Below are 17,064 nucleotides of genomic sequence, written 5' to 3' on the forward strand. Positions count from 1 at the left end.
AAGGCTGTGAGAGCCGTAAAAAGAAAGTGGAATTATGGGAAATATAGTAGCGATAGTAGGACGCCCGAATGTGGGAAAATCGACTCTTTTCAATCGTCTGACTCAAACTCGTAAAGCGATTGTCAACGAAGAAGCCGGTACGACACGGGATCGACAATACGGTAAGGTCGAGTGGTGCGGTCAGGAATTCTCTGTTATCGATACCGGAGGTTGGGTTGTTAACTCGGAAGATATTTTTGAGGAAGAGATTAACAAACAAGTGGCTTTGGCCATTGAGGAAGCCGATGTTATTTTGTTCATGGTCGATGTGAAAACCGGTGCGGTAGACCTCGACGACCATGTGGCAGCTATATTGCGCCGTTCGGATAAACCGGTGATTTTGGTAGCGAATAAAGCCGATTCGAACGAGTGGCAGTATAACGCCGCCGAATTTTATTCGTTCGGGCTGGGCGATCCTTTTTGTGTGTCGGCAGCCAGCGGTTCGGGAACGGGCGATTTGCTGGACGAGATATTGAAACGTTTTACCAAAAAATCGGAACCCGAGATAGAGGAAAACATTCCTCGTTTTGCGGTGGTGGGACGCCCTAATGCCGGAAAGTCTTCTATCATCAATGCGTTTATTGGCGAAGACCGGTATATTGTTACCGATATTGCCGGTACGACTCGCGATTCGATTTATACCCGATACGATAAATTCGGATTCAATTTTTATTTGGTAGATACGGCCGGCATTCGTAAGAAAGGGAAGGTTACCGAAGATCTCGAATATTATTCGGTGATTCGCTCCATACGAGCTATTGAAGCCTCTGATGTTTGTATTTTGATGATCGATGCTACAAGAGGTATCGAAGGACAGGATTTGAATATCTTTTCGTTGATACAGAAAAATAAAAAGGGTTTGGTGGTTTGTGTCAACAAGTGGGATTTGGTAGAAGATAAATCGAACAAGGCTATTCAAACTTTCGAAAATGCCATACGGGCACGTCTTGCTCCTTTTGTCGATTTTCCCATTGTCTATGCTTCGGCGTTGACTAAGCAACGTATCTATAAAGTTTTGGAGAACGCCGTGCAGGTTTATAAGAATCGGCATACCAAGATACCTACTTCGAAATTAAACGAAGTGTTGCTGAGTGCGATAGAAAATTATCCGCCTCCTGCACATAAAGGCAAGTATGTAAAAATAAAATATGTGACCATGTTGCGGGAGACTTACGTCCCCACGTTCGTGTTCTTTTGTAATTTGCCGCAATGGGTGAAAGACCCGTACAAACGGTATCTCGAAAACAAGATACGGGAGAATTGGAATTTCAGCGGTACACCCATCAATATTTTCATGCGAGAAAAATAAAACTGTTTATAGCTTTTGTCGTTTGTCCCGAAGTCTCACAGATTTCGGGACAGATATTTTAAATACTATTGAAAGATTGCTATTTTTGTGAATAGTAGAGTCTTGATTTTAATTATTTAGAAGTTTTTATATATGGAGGATAAGGGAGAAAGTAAATTCCGGAATGTGATGGAGCGTTATTGGTATGCCCTTTTTATCATTGCTGTCGCATTGGCCGCCGCCGTAATAGGTTTTATTTGTGAGGCTTGGAAAATGCAGGAGGGATTTTTGTACGATTTGTTAACGTCGATAATAAGTACGACTATCGCATTTTTCTTGTTTACGTTAACTTATCAGCTGCTTACGAAAAGAACCTCAGCCCAGAGTATAGTCGAAGAGATAAAACCTCTTTTGGATCGTCAGCAACAACGAGCGAAGGAGGAGTTTCGGAATGAAGTCGATGACAGTATCGTTAAATCGTTGGGCGCTGAATTGGATATTATTCAGAAGTATGATTCCAAAGAAGTGATTGATGTCGTGAATAATTGTAGCGAGCGATTGCTAGGTAGTCTTTTAGCGAAGAATATGCAGGGGGTATTTTCGTCTATCTTAAAGAACCCGTCATACAGAGACGATATGGTATATGATATTCAAATTATTCCTAATCGAAAAGACGAACTCTACGATGAGGCTGGACAGTACATGAGATGTAAAGATGCTGGATTTTGCATATCGCAATCTTTGCGTTATAAGAAATATTTGAAGAAAGGAACGGAGAATAAGTTGACCAAATTTTCATGCTTTTTTGCTTTTAATGAGAATCCTTTCTTCCAGAAAGAGCAAGGCGAGGTTTTCTTTTTGAGAGAAGAATTGTCGTGTCTTTCTTTTATTGAGTCGTTGAATGTTGAAAATGCAGTTTCTTTATTGAACTATTCGGTAGAATTTTATTTGGGAAATGTCCCAATTCGTGTAAGAGACATAGAAGTGGAGCTCGTGAAGTTGGAAAATTCGGCAACAATAGGTATCAAACTTACCTCTGATATTCCCGACAGAGTATTATGTATCGATGGAGAGTATGTATATTTCGATGCTAAGATAAAATGTTCTTATCCTACATTACGCCGGGAATTCTACTTTAAAGTGCCCGAGCTCACACGCCATGCCGATGTGTCTATTTCTTTACCTTCCTCTAAGGAAGAGCTTCATTTAGTAAGTTTTACCGATAATTATCGGATAGAGTCGTATGGCCATAACAGATACTCGTTTAGGCACGGAGAAAACAATAATGAGATTTTATTACCCAATAATGGATTTACAGCCGTATGGTGATCAACTATGAGGAATATTTCGAGCAGGCGGGGTTGGTCGATATTCAAACTGCCATTCCCGATGTGGTCGTAGATTTGAAATACGCTACGGCCGATAATTTTATGGGTGAAATTTTATATCCCGATTTGAGAAAAGCCTATCTATTGCCTCATATGATTTCACGGCTGGCCCGGGTACATGCCCGGTTACAGGAGTTAAAGCCGGGATATAGGTTGGTGATTTACGATGCCGCCCGTCCGTTAAGCATACAGCGCAGAATGTTCGAGCGAGTGCGAGGTACACCGCAAGAGCAGTATGTGGCTAATCCTTACAATGAGGGAGGCTTCCATAATTACGGCATGGCTGTCGATTTATCGATACTCGGTAGCGATGGCGTCGCATTGGATATGGGCAGTCCGTATGATTTTTTTGGAGAAGAAGCGCATACGGTCGACGACGATTATTTATTGAAGACAGGTAGGATAAGCGAGGCGGCTTATCACAATCGACGATTTTTGTATGCAGTCATGCGAGAACAAGAGCTTTATCCGCTTCCTAATGAATGGTGGCATTATCAACATTATGTACAGGAGTCGGATAAGAAACGATTTAAAATATTGGATTTTTGATGATGTACAGACCTCAATTTTTATGCCCCGGCGATAGCGTTTCCATTGTTTCGCCTGCGAGTATTATCAATCCCGATTATGTGAAAGGGGCGACCGGCGTTTTGGAAAGTTGGTCGCTCGGTGTGACTGTTTCTTCTCACTGTCTGGATCATTCGGGCGTTTATTCGGGGACGATAGATGAACGAATGAACGATTTCCGCCATGCGTTGTACGATCCTGCTGTGAAGGCTGTCTTGTGCAGCCGTGGCGGATATGGGGCCGTTCATTTGTTGGACGGATTGACCGATGATATTGCTCGGAATCCGAAGTGGATTATCGGATTCAGCGACATATCGGCTTTGCATGCTCTCTGTGTGAGCCGTGGGGTGATGTCGTTGCATGCTCCCATGTGCAAGCATTTGACTACCGAGCCGGCGGATAATCGTTGTACGCACTATTTACGGCAAATTTTATTCGGAGAAATTCCCGAATACAAGGAGAATCCGCACCCGTTGAACCGTTGCGGCGAGGGACGGGGAATGTTGGTGGGTGGAAATATGGCGGTTTTGTGCGGATTGATTTCTACTCCGTATGATATATTTTTGCCCGGAACGGTTTTGTTTATAGAAGATATAGCCGAGCCTCCTTACAAAATAGAACGCATGCTTTATAACTTGAAATTGTCCGGTCGTTTGGCTTCGTTGTCGGGATTGATCGTGGGTAGGTTTACCGAGTATACCGAGAACGAAGGTCTGGGTGGTACATTGTATGAGTTGATTCGTAAAATGGTCGATGAGTATGATTATCCGGTATGTTTCGATTTTCCGGTGGGACATGTCTCGGATAATTTGCCGATGATCGAAGGGGCAGATGTCGTGTTTTCTGTCGGTGAGCGGTCGGTGGATTTATCTTTTTGTATAAAATAGCCGGGATATTTGCGAGTTTTTATCAGAATGTTTATTTTTGAGCATGATGAAAACAGTAAACCGTAAGGCCGGGTATTTAATTTTAATTGTCGGGTTGGTCGCTTGTTCTGCAAAGTCGGTGAAAAATAGCGAGGAAAAGGATACGGATAGCGTGTCGATAGAGGTTCCTTCTTTTGATTCGGATAGTGCTTATGCTTATATCGAACATCAAGTGCAGTTCGGTTTCAGAGTGCCCAACACTCCGGCACATTTGGCAACGGCCGATTATTTATCTTCCGAGTTGGCTCGGCATGGCGCTGTCGTAGAAGTGCAGCAAGGAACGGTTACGGCTTATGACGGGACAGAGCTTTCTATACGGAATATCATAGGTTCGTTTTCTCCTGAAAAGAAAAATCGCATTTTGTTGTTCGCTCATTGGGATTCTCGTCCATACGCCGATAACGACCCGGATAAGAGTAAACATCGTCAGCCTATTGCCGGGGCCGACGACGGTGCGAGCGGAGTGGGCGTATTGCTTGAAATAGCTCGTCAGATAGGGAAGAGACAGCCCGACACGGGTGTCGACATAGCCTTTTTCGATGCCGAGGATTACGGTGTTCCCTATTGGAGCGAGTCGAGCGACGAAAACACATGGGCATTGGGCACACAGTATTGGACACGTCGGCCTCATAAGCCGGGATATCGGGTCCGATTCGGGATCTTACTCGATATGGTGGGCGGAGCCGGGGCACAATTTCGACGAGAGTTATTTTCGAAGTATTATGCTTCCGGAATTGTGGCGCAAGTATGGGATACGGCGAAGCGATTGGGGTACGGAAACTATTTTATCGAGGAGGACGGCGGATATGTTACCGATGACCATTTGTATGTAAACCGTTATGGAATACCCAGCATCGATATTATTCCATGTCATCGAGATACAGAGACGGGATTTCCTCCTTATTGGCATACGGTGGACGATACAATGAGAAATATAGATCGGTCGACGTTGAAAGCCGTAGGCCAGACCGTGTTAACGGTTCTTTATGAAGAATGATTGAAAAATGAATAATATGAAAAGTATCGACGAAATACAAGACGAGATTATAGAGGAGTTTTCGGTATTCGACGATTGGATGGACAAATATGCATTGCTGATCGATTTGGGCAATGCCCTTCCTCCTTTGGACGAAAAATACAAAACTCCCGAAAATCTTATTGAAGGTTGCCAAAGCCGGGTATGGTTGCAGGCCGATTATAGCGACGGCCGTATCGATTTCGAGGCCGAGAGCGATGCGATTATCGTGAAGGGGATAGTTTCGTTGTTGGTGCGGGTTTTATCCGGCCATACACCCGATGAGATCTTGAATGCTCATCTTTATTTTATCGACAGAATAGGGTTGAACGAACATTTATCGCCGACTCGCTCGAATGGGCTTGTGGCTATGGTTAAACAAATGCGCATGTATGCTTTGGCTTTTAAAGTGAAAAACAATTAATTCATTTAATACTTAAAATCTGTTATTATGTTTAAAGGACATCCTAAGGGGTTGATAGCGGCAGCTCTCGCGAATATGGGCGAGCGTTTCGGCTACTACATTATGAATGCTGTATTGGTATTGTTTCTTTGTTCTAAATTCGGACTAAGCGAGGAGACATCGGGTACTATATATTCATTCTTTTATGCGGGTATTTATTTGTTGGCTTTGGTGGGAGGTGCTATCGCCGACCGTACCCAGAATTACAAAGGAACGATTCGAACCGGATTGATAATCATGGCAACGGGTTATGTGCTGTTGTCTATTCCGATTTTAGCAACGAGTACGAATATAGCTTGGTTACTTCCGCTTACCTGTTTTGCATTGTTTATGATAGCTTTTGGCAATGGTTTGTTTAAGGGAAATTTGCAAGCTATTGTGGGGCAGTTGTATGACGATTTTGAGGCAGAGGCTGCAAAACAAGGTCATGAGGCTTTGAAGATTGCGAAAAGCAAACGGGATAGCGGATTCCAAATTTTTTATGTATTTATTAATGTGGGTGGTTTGATTGCTCCTTTTATTGCGCCCCTTTTGCGAGAATGGTGGTTGGGAGCGAACGGAATGGCCTATAATGCCCAACTTCCGGCACTTTGCCACGAGTTCATTAACAATGGAACCCAAATGAGTCAGGCTGCATTGGATAACCTTAATGCCCTTATGACGGCAGCCGGCGGTAACGTGGCAGAACTGACGAGTGCTTGTCAAAACTATCTTCAAATTTTTAACGAGGGTATTCACTACTCGTTTATAGCGTCGGTTGTCGCTATGGTTATCTCTTTGATAATTTTTGTCGCTTACCAGAAACGTTTTCCTACTCCGGGCAAAAAGACCAAAGTGGAGTCTCAATCATATACCGCCGAGGAGAAACGGGCAATGGCCAAAGAAATCAAACAACGTATGGCTGCCTTGTTCGCCGTTTTGGGTATCGTTATTTTCTTTTGGTTCTCGTTCCACCAAAATGGTATGTCTCTTTCTTTCTTTGCACGCGACTTTGTAGATTCGAGCGCAGTCGCTCCGGAGATTTGGCAGGCAATCAATCCTTTCTTCGTTATTACGCTTACCCCTATTGTTATGGCTTTGTTCGCTTGGTTGAGCTGTCGGGGGAAAGAAATATCGACACCCCGTAAGATTGCTATCGGCATGTTTATCGCCGGATTGGCATTCTTATTCTTGGTGATCTATTCAGCATTAAAAGGTTATCCTTCTGCCGACGATTTCAAACTTCTCCCGGTAGCTGAGCAAATGTCTCAGAAAGCACATTGGTGGGTACTTATCGTAACTTACTTCTTCTTGACGGTAGCCGAGTTGTTCATCTCGCCTCTCGGTTTGTCGTTTGTATCCAAAGTGGCTCCCAAACATTTGTTGGGACTTTGTCAGGGTTTGTGGTTAGGAGCGACTGCATTGGGCAATTTGTTGTTGTGGATTGGTCCCCTTATGTACAACGCTTGGCCCATTTGGCAATGCTGGGCAGTGTTCTTTGCCGTATGTTTGATATCGATGGGTGTAATGTTAGGTATGCTTAAATGGTTGGAGAGAGTGGCCGAATAGTCGGTTTGTCTTCTCTATAAAATGATATATTTAGGGCTCCCGGAAACGGGAGCCCTGTGTTTTTGTGATTTTATTAAGGGTGAGACGGGTATCACTGTTTGTAAGGTTGGATATTTTCTCTAAATTTGCAAGAAGGGTAATTTATGGTTCTTAAAAGATGTTGAGGCTAATTCATTACATATCGGTATTTCCCCTTTTTATTTTGTTGTTTTCTTGTGCAGATAGAGTAGTAGAGGCAGATAAGGCTTCGACTTATTTTGAGAAGGGGGTAGCTTTCGAGGATAAAAATATGTTTGATTCGGCGGCCGTTTATTATTTGTCTGCAATTTGCAGCTTGGATTCCAGTCGAATATCAGACTTTGATGCTTTGGGGGCTTACTATAATCGGATTGCTTTGTTGCTTTTTAAAAGCAATATAAATGAGGAGGCCGAAAAAATGTTCCGAAAGGCTATTACATTCAATTCCATGCTTTCGGATAAAAGCCAGCTTTCTGAGTCTTATCGTGGCTTATGGAAATGTTACTATGTAGATAAGGAGGGAGGTATTGATACAACTCTTTTAAAAACAATCGAGTTGATTCCCCAAATTGAGAGTGAGGAAGAACTTTATAAAACTAAAAATGCACTTTCTTATTATTTTCTGATATCGGGAGATTATGCTTCTGCAATGAAATATAATTCTGAAATCAGACCTCTTTGTCGTGATTCAGTATTATTCTATAAAAGTTGTTTGGTAAGAGGTAGTATCTTTTGTGGAGAAGGAAATATTGACTCTGCTATTTATTACACGAAAAAAGCAGCTCGTAGTAATTATATCTATACGAAGACTTCGGCCTATGAGAACTTGTATGCTATGACTGGCGATAGTGTATATCTCGGGTTGTATCATTCGTTATGCGATTCCATCGCTGGAATGGTAAAACCAGCAAAGGTCAATTCGGCATTTTACGGTGAGTTGATAAACAATATGAATGTGGAATATTCCCGAAGAATACATGACCGAACCTTATTAAGTATAGTTTGTACAGCCGTTGTTGTCGTTTTAGTGAGTATTTTTCTGTTTTATTTTTTTAGAAGGAAAATTATCCCGAATAAACAACACATCGAAGTCGAGGAAGAAAATAATCGGGAAACTTCTACGGAAATAGAAAAACGAACAGAGGCATTGCAACGGGAGATCGTAGAACGGATAGGAGAGATTACAGCACAGAAAAACAAACGATTTGTGAAATCGGAATTTTTTAAGGAGGTAACCGAATATATCGAAGGGGGAAATGTTTTCCTTACAATATCGTTGCGGGACAGGCTATTTAAATCCTTACGTCAAGAGTATGCTTTACTTTATCAACTTCTTACTGCTTATTTTTCATTCTCCGACGAGGAGTTTTATTTCTTTTGTCTAAGTTCTCTTGGATTGAATACTAAGGAATGTGCTGCTTGTCGCAGTGTCTCGGTTTCTGCCATTAGAGTTTTGCGTAAACGAATCAATGACAAGATGCATAAGTATATTACCGTAGAGGAACTTTTCCAAGAGATAAAATTGTAATTATCGTTGCGTTGAGTAACGTATATTTTACTTAATCAATTGAATTATAGCTAATAATAAAATATAAGAATGTAACGAAAATTGATTTAAAATTATTAGAATTAATCCGTATTTTTGTGTTGGAATAAAATAATTTTAATCGCTCAACTAATATTTTATTATTTATGAAGAAAGTTTACGCCCTAATTTTCCTGTGTTTTTGCGTCGTTAGCTCGCTTCAAGCGCAGACAACTATTTATGCTTATCGAAATTGGCAACAAAGTAATCCTGTCAATGTACAAAAAGGCCCGGTGAAATTTTCGTCGGATAATCTGGGAGTTGTAGAACTCATAGCCGATCAATCTACTCTGGGGGCTGTTTATGCAGGTACTTATTTTAATTATAAATGGTATGCGCAGGTGACAAAACCGGGTACACAATCGTCGTTGGAAGGTCTATATACTATTGACATGAATGATGGTACACGCACTCTTATTTCTACCAATGGAGTCCATTTGGTAGAAATGACGTATGATTACACGACGAACACCATGTATGGTATTAAAAATGGAGCCGAATATTTGATGACTCTTGACCTTAATACCGGAGAGACGAAGCAGATAGGAGCATTCCAAACTTCGACAATGTCTGTTTATATGTTGGCATTGGCTTGCCATGTCGATGGGACGATGTATGGTATTTCTACCGACGATAATCTCTATCGTATAGATAAAGCCACAGCCGCCTGTACATTGATCGGAGCTACCGGAGTGAATGCAGCTTTTACTCAAAGTATGGATTTCGATCGAAATACAGGAATTTTGTATTGGCTGAATTGTGGCGACTACAAGCTCTATACGGTCGATATAACAACTGGTGCAGCTACTGTTATCGGTGGTGTGGGTAAAAATGGCGATGACAGTATGGCGAGTATGTTTATTCCTTATATCCATGTCCCTGTCGGAGCGCCGGACAGAGTTTTGGACCGTAAGGTGGTAGCTTCGGGCAATTCGGCTATTCTTTCGTGGAGGAATCCTTCATTTGATGCACAAGGTAAAGCCTTGACCGAACTTACAGGAATAAAGATTTATCGAGGAGAAGAATTGGTGACAACCGTGACCGTTTCGTCCGATAAGATAGGACAATCTATGGAATATACCGATGAGAATCTACAAGACGGATTATATAGTTATCGGTTTGTTCCCGTAAATTCCAAAGGCGATGGTGGAGTCGATAGCGATGATGTTTCTACCTATGTAGGGGAAAATGCACCGGGAAAGGTGGTCGATTTTGTGGTGAAACAAGGGGATAACGAGGCTATATTGACGTGGAAAGCTCCCGAAGAAGGTATGTATGGCGGGACGTTTGATCCGGGTAGTATTACAAAATATGTTATTACTCGTTCCAATGGTTCTGCTTCGAATGAAATAGAAATATCCGATCCATCGGCTACGTCTTATACCGATACTCCGGGATTCGGAACTTATACTTATTCGATTTATGCAGTAAACGATATGGGAAATGGAGCTGTGTCTATTGCCGCTCCGATTATTGTGAAACCGGCTAACTGGATTGTAATGACAAACGGCGAGGCTATCGTTGAGAGCGGAAAAACTTATCATTTTTATGATGCTGCTGGACCGAATGCCTATTACCCGAACACTCGGAACGATACGCTTACGATACGACCTCAAAACTCTAACGGTTTGGTGCATGTCTCGTTCAAGCAATTTGTGACGGATACGTATGGCGATTATTTGTATATTTTCGATGGGGCTGACACCAATGCGCCGTTGATTGGAGAATTTACATCTACTTCTGTTCCTTCTGCTTTGGTTTCTTTGGAATCGACCAGTATCGACGGAGCTCTCACTTTTGTTTTTTACTCCGATATTATGAGTCGGGACGAAGGTTGGGAAGCCGACGTAACCGTAACTGAGAAAAAAACGCACGATCTTATGGCGGTATCATTGAAGGGAGATTTGTATCCCGGAGCAGAGTCTGAAACGATTTATGCATTCACGATAAGGAATAAAGGGGTGGACAAAGTCGCTGCAACAGACTATAAAGTAAAATTATTGGATGCCGCAGGCTCGGTATTGGCAGAAATGGACGGAGTCGAAATCGGGACAATGCAGAGTATTGTATTCGATATGAAATTCACGCCTTCCGAATCGGGTGATATCAAAATTCATGCGGAGATTGAATATGCCGGTGACGATGATAAAACGAATAACAGTTCCGAGGAGCTATCGGTTTCAGTACTTGAAGAGGGCAGCCAATTTATTTTGATAGGTGATCATGATGAAGAAATCTCGGTCCTCCCGGTGTCGTTCATGACGGGTGAGTCGATTGGTGAGACCATTTATTATAAAGACGAGGTAGGACTGAAAAGCGGTACTTTGCAGATGATATCGTATCGATTCTCTTCGGTAGGAACAAGCTACTCGAATATTCCTGTGAAAATATGGGTAGGTGAGACCGAGTTGGAGGATTTGTCCGAGACTTCTATTCCGGCCGATGAGATGACTTTGGTGTTCGATGGAACCGCTTCTGTCACACCCGGCGACGAAGAGTGGATATTCCAGCTGACTACCCCTTATTCGTATAAGGGAGGGAATTTGGTTATTCTTATTCTTAAAGGTAATCCAGGTTCTACGTCATACGATATATCGTTCAAAGGTACGTATGGCTCTTATGACAGTGATCCGCAACGTTCGCGCTTTTATTCTGCTTTTGATGACAGTGAGGTGTTAGATCCGAATGCAGTTCCTATTGGGTATTCTGGAAGTACCATGTGGCCCAATGTTAAAATGTTGTTTACCGATGCAAGTTCGGGTATTACAAAAGTTGTTGATGATTTGTCGGTCCGTATTTATCCTAATCCCGTAAGCGATATTTTGTATGTGGAGGGTGTCGATGTTCAGAAGATAGAAATATTTGACGGAACCGGTCGTCAAGTATATATTTCGGATAATCTTTTTACAGTGGATATGTCCTCTTATCCGATTGGTATTTATTATTTGAGAGTAGTGACCGATCAAGGAAAGGTATCGACGAAAAAAATCATGAAGAGATGATTTTTCCCCTTTTGAAGATGAGAATAGAAAACCGCCGATTAATATCGGCGGTTTTTGTATAGAGATGATTGCATTTAAAAAATCGAGAGTTGCCTTTCAAGCAGTTGAAAGGACATGCGATGGTAGGGTGTAGGTCCATATTGGCGTATGGCGGCACGATGGGCTTTTGTGGGATATCCTTTGTTTCGATTCCAATCATACATGGGATATTGTTCATGCAATCGGTTCATATAGTCGTCTCGATATGTTTTCGCTAAAATGGAGGCTGCGGCAATGGCTTCGTATTTACCGTCTCCTTTTACGACGCAAGTATGGGGAATGTCGGGGTATGGTTTGAATCGGTTACCGTCGATTAAAAGATGCTGCGGTTGCGGATTCAGTTGTTCGATAGCCCGGTGCATGGCCAGAAACGAAGCATTGAGAATATTGATGCGGTCGATTTCTTCGGGGGTGACGATACCGATGGCCCATGCTACGGCTTCTTGTTCGATAATGGGACGCAGCTCGTAACGTTGTTTTTCGGATAACTGCTTTGAATCGTTTAATAATTCGTTTCGAAAGTGCGGCGGTAATATTACGGCGGCTGCATATACCGAACCTGCCAGACAGCCTCGTCCTGCTTCGTCGCAACCGGCTTCTGCCAACCCGCTTTTCATGTATGGTAAAAGCATATTAATTATTTGCCGATTTGCCGGATAGCTCCTGTTTGTGGATAGAATGTCGCACAAGAAGGGGCTTTTTTGTCGGTGAATATAGAAGGATCCAATCCGAATACGACACCGAATTGTGCGATTGGTAAATTCTCTTTGAAAAGCGTTTTTTTACCGTCGGAAAGTATTACTTCTGCTTTCCCCGGAATAGCATACGCTACGGCGTTTTTTGGCATTTTTTTTATGTTCCCTTTGTTATCGATGGGAAGCTCTCCTTCTTCGGTGATTTTCAGAGATAAATATACGGGGGCTCCGCTGAGATTTTCCGGCTTTACGATTCCATATAAATCCGAAATACGGAAAACGATGTCGTTTGTAACTTCTTCAACGGGTATATAATCGAAATGTTTGACGATTGTCTCGGTTTGCGTTGTCCCCATGAACAATGCCGTGAGAGCAGCCTCCTGTTCATCGAGTTGTTGTATGATGAGTTTGAACGATTCTCCGTCGGCCGGTAATTCATCGACTTCACCGGTTACCAAATTGAGGCGGCTCTCTCGGATACGGTATAATTGTTTGGCTGCTACTTCGGCCATTTTTGCCGTTGAAGCCGACATGAGTAGTTCTTCGGAGTAGACTTTCGCATATTCGTTGTTGTCTAATGGCGATTCTTGTTTTTGTTTCGGTGCAGTGGAGACAATCGAATCGATGACCGGTTCGGTGTTGATGGATAGCAGAAGTCCGTTTTCATCTAAGACGATATATCCATTACCGCCCGGTTTGAATTGCATCAGATATTGTTCTTCGGGATCGGGTACTCCATAGGGTGTAACTTTGACGGAAGATAACGCCCATTCTTCGGAGTCTTGTGTAATGGCTCCCGGTATTCCCAAATATTTTTCGGCATATTGGTAATAAGGGCCGGCTTTGCGTGTCGTTTTTGTGGCAACCACTTCTATATCGAGATGTGTTTGCGGGAGAGAGTATATAAGTCCGTACTCGTTATGCTTTTCGGCAGTGAGTCTTTTTGTTTCTTGGGCAAATCCGATGTTCGTCGTAAGGAACAGTCCGAGAGTTAGAATAAAATATTTCATTTGATTCTCTTGATGATGTTATGAAATAAAATAATACGAGTCAGAAGCGAATTTAAAAATATTCGGCTATACCGAAGGCTTCCTATTTTCGCATCTCATGCAAAGATATAAAATGTTTTGACATTCTATCATACCTGATAGGATTTTATCTGCTTGAAAGCCAGTCCGAGGTGATTGATAATATCACTGGCTGTAATGTATTCTTCTCCCGACTCCCGAGCAGCTATGTCTCCGGCAACTCCGTGGAGGTACACGCCTATGATGGCGGCATCTTCGGGAGAGTATCCTTGTGACAGTAAAGAGCCGATTATCCCTGTGAGCACGTCTCCACTGCCGGCTGTCGCCATTCCGGGATTCCCGGTCGAGTTGAAATGTATGGTTCCGTCGGGCAAAGCTATGGCGGTATTCGCCCCTTTCAAGACGACGATTATATCGTATTTCGTGGCTACGTGTGTGATACATTTCAGTCGAGAAGCATCGTCGGTCATGGGGCCGAACATGCGTTCGAGTTCGTGAATGTGCGGTGTGAGTATGGTATGGGACGGCAGATATCTTAAAAGGCTTTGTTCACGGGCAATGCAGTTCAAGGCGTCGGCATCGAGCACGAGTGGCTGGCGTATTTCTTTGACTAAATGCATGAGCGCCGATACGGACGTTTCGTTACACCCCATTCCCGGTCCGATTGCAATTGCCGAGTAACGGGGGTGGACAGGAATTTCTTCGATATGGTTCTCTCCTTTGTCGGGAGAGAAAATTGCTTCGGGTACAGCTGTTTGCAGAATGAGATTGGCACATCGAGGCGAGTGTACCGAGACTAATCCGACTCCACTGTGTAACGCTGCTTTTGCCGATAATACGGCAGCGCCCATCATGGCGTATTGCCCGGCAGCCAATAGCAGATGTCCGTAATCCCGTTTATCCGAAAACTTGGGTCGGGAATGTCGTATGTTACGAGCTATATCTTCTGCTGTCGTTAGGTAATAACAAGTTTCGGTTTCGGCGATGGCGCGAGGGTGAAGGCGTATATCGAGTATTTTGGTTTCCCCTGTAAATTTTGCGTTTTCAGCAAAAAAGAAAGCCAATTTGGGCATTTGGAATGAGAGGGTTAATCGAGCTTTGACAATGCGGTCTTCTGATGCTTCGGGATTCCATTCGCCGAATAATCCGGACGGAATGTCAATGGAAATGACAAAAGCCCCCGATTCATTGATGTAGCGTACCAAAGATGCGAATCCTCCTGTCAAGGGTTCTTTCAATCCGGCTCCGAAGAGGCCGTCTATCACGCAGTCGTCGGAATTGACAACCGGCGGTGTAAATTGGTTGGTTATTTCAAAGAAATCGTTATGGCCGGTTCTCCTCAGTCGTTCTCGATTCTGTTCACAATCTGCCGATAAACGATGGTTGGGCATTGTGTTGAAAAGATATACGACGGGTTTATATCCCCGGTCAATTAACAATCGGGCGGTGGCTAATGCATCTCCTCCATTGTTTCCCGGTCCAGCGAAAATATAGATACGTTGGGAAGGAGAAATCGTATTACATATTTCGGAAGTGAGAGCTTCGGCTGCTCGTTCCATTAAATCGATGGAAGATACCGGTTCGTATTCTATGGTTAATCGATCGAGTAGTTTGGTTGACTGGGTCGTAAATATTTTCATCTCAATGGAGTCTTTTGATAAGGTCAAATATAGCGAACGGTGAGTGCAAAGGCAAGCGGAAATTATATTTCCGACTTGACTATACCGAACTGCATCTTATTTGCAAATATAGTGAGAAAAAAGGAAATGGTGTATTTTGTCGGGTCGAATGATGATCGGGGGGCGATTCTGTAAAAATATAGATTATCGTTTCCAAGTTTTTACGATTTATTATACCTTTGCGAAACATTCAGTATAACACCAATGAACACAAAAATTCAGATTAAAGACCGTTTTTTCACTCCGTATATTTCACGGGACGAAATAGCGGCGGCAGTGGGACGTATCGCTTCGAAAATGAATCAAGACCTGGCCGGTAAGAATCCACTTTTTTTATGTGTGTTGAACGGCGCATTTGTTTTTGCAGCCGATCTTTTTCGTGAAATGACTATCGATTCCGAAATATCGTTTATCCGAATGAAGTCATACGAGGGTATGCACTCGACCGGAGAGGTGAAGCAAATATATGGGTTACAGCAAGATATCACCGGTCGTACGGTAGTTGTGGTAGAAGACATTGTCGATACGGGTTTTACCATTCAACAGTTATTGCAGCAATTGAATTCTCATAATCCGAAAGAGATAAAGGTCGCCACGTTACTGTTTAAACCCGATTCCTTGAAATGTGATGTGAAGCCCGATTATGTAGCTCTTGAAATACCTCCTGCTTTTATAGTAGGGTATGGTCTCGATTACGATGAGCAGGGGCGTAATTTAAAGGATATTTATGTGGTATCGGAATAAGAAATAAGAGGTTTAATAGGTTAATATAAGGTAAAATGTTGAATGTAGTTATTTTTGGCGCTCCGGGTTCGGGAAAGGGAACTCAGAGCGAGAGAATCATCGAAGAATATGGGCTGTTTCATATTTCTACGGGAGATGTATTGCGTGAACAGATAGCCCGGGGTACTGAATTGGGAAAAACCGCCGATTCGTATATTTCTAAGGGGCAGTTGATTCCTGACGAGTTGATGGTGGATATTTTGGCGCATGTGCTCGATTCTCATGAGGAATCTAAGAAAGGGGTTATATTCGACGGTTTTCCTCGGACTATCGCTCAGGCCGAGGCCTTGACTCGGATGCTTGCCGAACGCAATGCCCAAGTAGATGTTGTCTTGGGGCTTGAAGTGGAGGAGGAAGAATTGATCGACCGTTTGTTGAAGCGGGGACAAGTATCGGGCCGTAGCGATGACAACTTGGAAACGATACAAAAGCGGCTCGATGTGTATCACAATCAGACAAAACCGTTGAAGGATTTTTATCAAAAAGAGAAAAAATATCGTGCTATACAGGGTATGGGTAGTGTCGATGATATTTTCAAATCTATTAAGTCGGTTATATCGGAATTATAATTTCTTGGAAGACCGATAAGATAAGAGAAAAAGGGGTACACAATTGTACCCCTTTTCTCTTGTTTTTTAATCATAGAGGATTCATAACGGCTATATTTTTTAGGAGCTATCTCTAAAAATCATATTTTTGCAACAGTTTCTCTATTGCAGAATAGAGATAAAGACATATTAAAGGCGTTTACAGACGTAATCTTCTACATGTAAATTCTCGCAAAATTTATCAACAAGGAAGATGATGAAAGTGTAGGCGCCCACATGTGTGTAGTACATGCGTGAAAACGGTGTTGTATACATAAAGTGTGGGTAGCTGCTTGGCTTGTTGCTTGTTGAGGGCAATGCGAGAAGCCCACGTGTGGAATGAGCGATTGTCGGCTGCCCGCGTTTTTTAATGAGTCTTTGTTTTTGTGTTGTATTATGCTATACACAGGGGAG

At 42.8% G+C, this 17,064-nt stretch carries 14 protein-coding genes; 11 read left to right on the plus strand and 3 right to left on the minus strand.

Features of this window, described 5'->3' with window-relative positions; translation table 11 throughout:
• Window positions 1-34 precede the first annotated feature (34 nt).
• From der to NBH06_RS10655, 9 genes are all read left to right on the plus strand, one after another.
• The gene (gene der, locus NBH06_RS10615; RefSeq protein WP_008861437.1) at window positions 35-1,348 is read left to right on the plus strand and encodes a ribosome biogenesis GTPase Der; all 1,314 of its coding nucleotides are present in this window, start codon (window positions 35-37) and stop codon (window positions 1,346-1,348) included.
• Window positions 1,349-1,480: 132 nt separating this feature from the next.
• A complete protein-coding gene (locus NBH06_RS10620; protein ID WP_195492795.1) occupies window positions 1,481-2,656 on the plus strand; it encodes a hypothetical protein in 1,176 nt (391 codons plus the stop codon).
• Window positions 2,650-3,264: a M15 family metallopeptidase gene (locus NBH06_RS10625; protein ID WP_008861435.1), complete on the plus strand. Its 615-nt coding sequence runs from the start codon at window positions 2,650-2,652 to the stop codon at window positions 3,262-3,264. The genes NBH06_RS10620 and NBH06_RS10625 overlap by 7 nt, the downstream gene beginning before the upstream one ends.
• Entirely contained in the window at window positions 3,264-4,169 is a 906-nt protein-coding gene (locus NBH06_RS10630; protein ID WP_394368598.1) for a S66 peptidase family protein, read from the plus strand. The genes NBH06_RS10625 and NBH06_RS10630 overlap by 1 nt, the downstream gene beginning before the upstream one ends.
• Window positions 4,170-4,215: 46 nt before the next feature.
• Entirely contained in the window at window positions 4,216-5,205 is a 990-nt protein-coding gene (locus NBH06_RS10635; RefSeq protein ID WP_250794354.1) for a M28 family peptidase, read from the plus strand.
• Window positions 5,206-5,221: 16 nt separating this feature from the next.
• Window positions 5,222-5,647, plus strand: coding sequence for a SufE family protein (locus tag NBH06_RS10640; protein WP_195492793.1), 426 nt, complete (start codon window positions 5,222-5,224; stop codon window positions 5,645-5,647).
• A gap of 27 nt (window positions 5,648-5,674) precedes the next feature.
• Window positions 5,675-7,234, plus strand: coding sequence for a peptide MFS transporter (locus tag NBH06_RS10645; protein WP_195492792.1), 1,560 nt, complete (start codon window positions 5,675-5,677; stop codon window positions 7,232-7,234).
• Window positions 7,235-7,391: 157 nt separating this feature from the next.
• Window positions 7,392-8,780, plus strand: a complete 1,389-nt coding sequence (locus tag NBH06_RS10650) for a hypothetical protein (protein WP_195492791.1) — start codon at window positions 7,392-7,394, stop codon at window positions 8,778-8,780.
• Window positions 8,781-8,944: 164 nt separating this feature from the next.
• Window positions 8,945-11,839, plus strand: a complete 2,895-nt coding sequence (locus NBH06_RS10655; RefSeq protein WP_195492790.1) for a T9SS type A sorting domain-containing protein — start codon at window positions 8,945-8,947, stop codon at window positions 11,837-11,839.
• A 74-nt stretch (window positions 11,840-11,913) separates the two neighbouring features.
• On the opposite strand, the gene rnhB is transcribed toward NBH06_RS10655, so the two are convergent.
• The 3 genes from rnhB to NBH06_RS10670 all read right to left on the minus strand — a co-directional run bounded on the left by rnhB (window position 11,914) and on the right by NBH06_RS10670 (window position 15,241).
• Complete coding sequence (gene rnhB / locus NBH06_RS10660; RefSeq protein ID WP_195329588.1) at window positions 11,914-12,510, minus strand: ribonuclease HII; 597 nt, start codon at window positions 12,508-12,510, stop codon at window positions 11,914-11,916.
• 5 nt (window positions 12,511-12,515) lie between these two features.
• Window positions 12,516-13,583, minus strand: a complete 1,068-nt coding sequence (locus tag NBH06_RS10665; RefSeq protein WP_195329590.1) for a DUF4831 family protein — start codon at window positions 13,581-13,583, stop codon at window positions 12,516-12,518.
• A 128-nt stretch (window positions 13,584-13,711) separates the two neighbouring features.
• Entirely contained in the window at window positions 13,712-15,241 is a 1,530-nt protein-coding gene (locus NBH06_RS10670; RefSeq protein ID WP_250794266.1) for an NAD(P)H-hydrate dehydratase, read from the minus strand.
• Between the two features lie 243 nt (window positions 15,242-15,484).
• Between NBH06_RS10670 and hpt the strand changes: the two genes are divergently transcribed.
• Both hpt and NBH06_RS10680 read left to right on the plus strand, forming a co-directional pair.
• The gene (gene hpt / locus NBH06_RS10675) at window positions 15,485-16,024 is read left to right on the plus strand and encodes a hypoxanthine phosphoribosyltransferase (RefSeq protein WP_008861427.1); all 540 of its coding nucleotides are present in this window, start codon (window positions 15,485-15,487) and stop codon (window positions 16,022-16,024) included.
• 35 nt (window positions 16,025-16,059) lie between these two features.
• Window positions 16,060-16,632: an adenylate kinase gene (locus tag NBH06_RS10680; protein WP_250794268.1), complete on the plus strand. Its 573-nt coding sequence runs from the start codon at window positions 16,060-16,062 to the stop codon at window positions 16,630-16,632.
• Window positions 16,633-17,064: the final 432 nt, after the last annotated feature.

The sequence above is a fragment of the Barnesiella sp. B2-R-119 genome (assembly GCF_023656675.1).
In the GTDB taxonomy this organism is placed as follows: domain Bacteria; phylum Bacteroidota; class Bacteroidia; order Bacteroidales; family Barnesiellaceae; genus Barnesiella; species Barnesiella intestinihominis.

Excerpts from the sequence above, each read along its gene's own strand:
- der (WP_008861437.1), top strand. The coding sequence starts at position 35 with ATGGGAAATATAGTAGCGATAGTAGGACGCCCGAATGTGGGAAAATCG.
- NBH06_RS10620 (WP_195492795.1), top strand. The coding sequence starts at position 1,481 with ATGGAGGATAAGGGAGAAAGTAAATTCCGGAATGTGATGGAGCGTTAT.
- NBH06_RS10625 (WP_008861435.1), top strand. The coding sequence starts at position 2,650 with ATGGTGATCAACTATGAGGAATATTTCGAGCAGGCGGGGTTGGTCGAT.
- NBH06_RS10630 (WP_394368598.1), top strand. The coding sequence starts at position 3,264 with ATGATGTACAGACCTCAATTTTTATGCCCCGGCGATAGCGTTTCCATT.
- NBH06_RS10635 (WP_250794354.1), top strand. The coding sequence starts at position 4,216 with ATGAAAACAGTAAACCGTAAGGCCGGGTATTTAATTTTAATTGTCGGG.
- NBH06_RS10640 (WP_195492793.1), top strand. The coding sequence starts at position 5,222 with ATGAAAAGTATCGACGAAATACAAGACGAGATTATAGAGGAGTTTTCG.
- NBH06_RS10645 (WP_195492792.1), top strand. The coding sequence starts at position 5,675 with ATGTTTAAAGGACATCCTAAGGGGTTGATAGCGGCAGCTCTCGCGAAT.
- NBH06_RS10650 (WP_195492791.1), top strand. The coding sequence starts at position 7,392 with ATGTTGAGGCTAATTCATTACATATCGGTATTTCCCCTTTTTATTTTG.
- NBH06_RS10655 (WP_195492790.1), top strand. The coding sequence starts at position 8,945 with ATGAAGAAAGTTTACGCCCTAATTTTCCTGTGTTTTTGCGTCGTTAGC.
- rnhB (WP_195329588.1), bottom strand. The coding sequence starts at position 12,510 with ATGCTTTTACCATACATGAAAAGCGGGTTGGCAGAAGCCGGTTGCGAC.
- NBH06_RS10665 (WP_195329590.1), bottom strand. The coding sequence starts at position 13,583 with ATGAAATATTTTATTCTAACTCTCGGACTGTTCCTTACGACGAACATC.
- NBH06_RS10670 (WP_250794266.1), bottom strand. The coding sequence starts at position 15,241 with ATGAAAATATTTACGACCCAGTCAACCAAACTACTCGATCGATTAACC.
- hpt (WP_008861427.1), top strand. The coding sequence starts at position 15,485 with ATGAACACAAAAATTCAGATTAAAGACCGTTTTTTCACTCCGTATATT.
- NBH06_RS10680 (WP_250794268.1), top strand. The coding sequence starts at position 16,060 with ATGTTGAATGTAGTTATTTTTGGCGCTCCGGGTTCGGGAAAGGGAACT.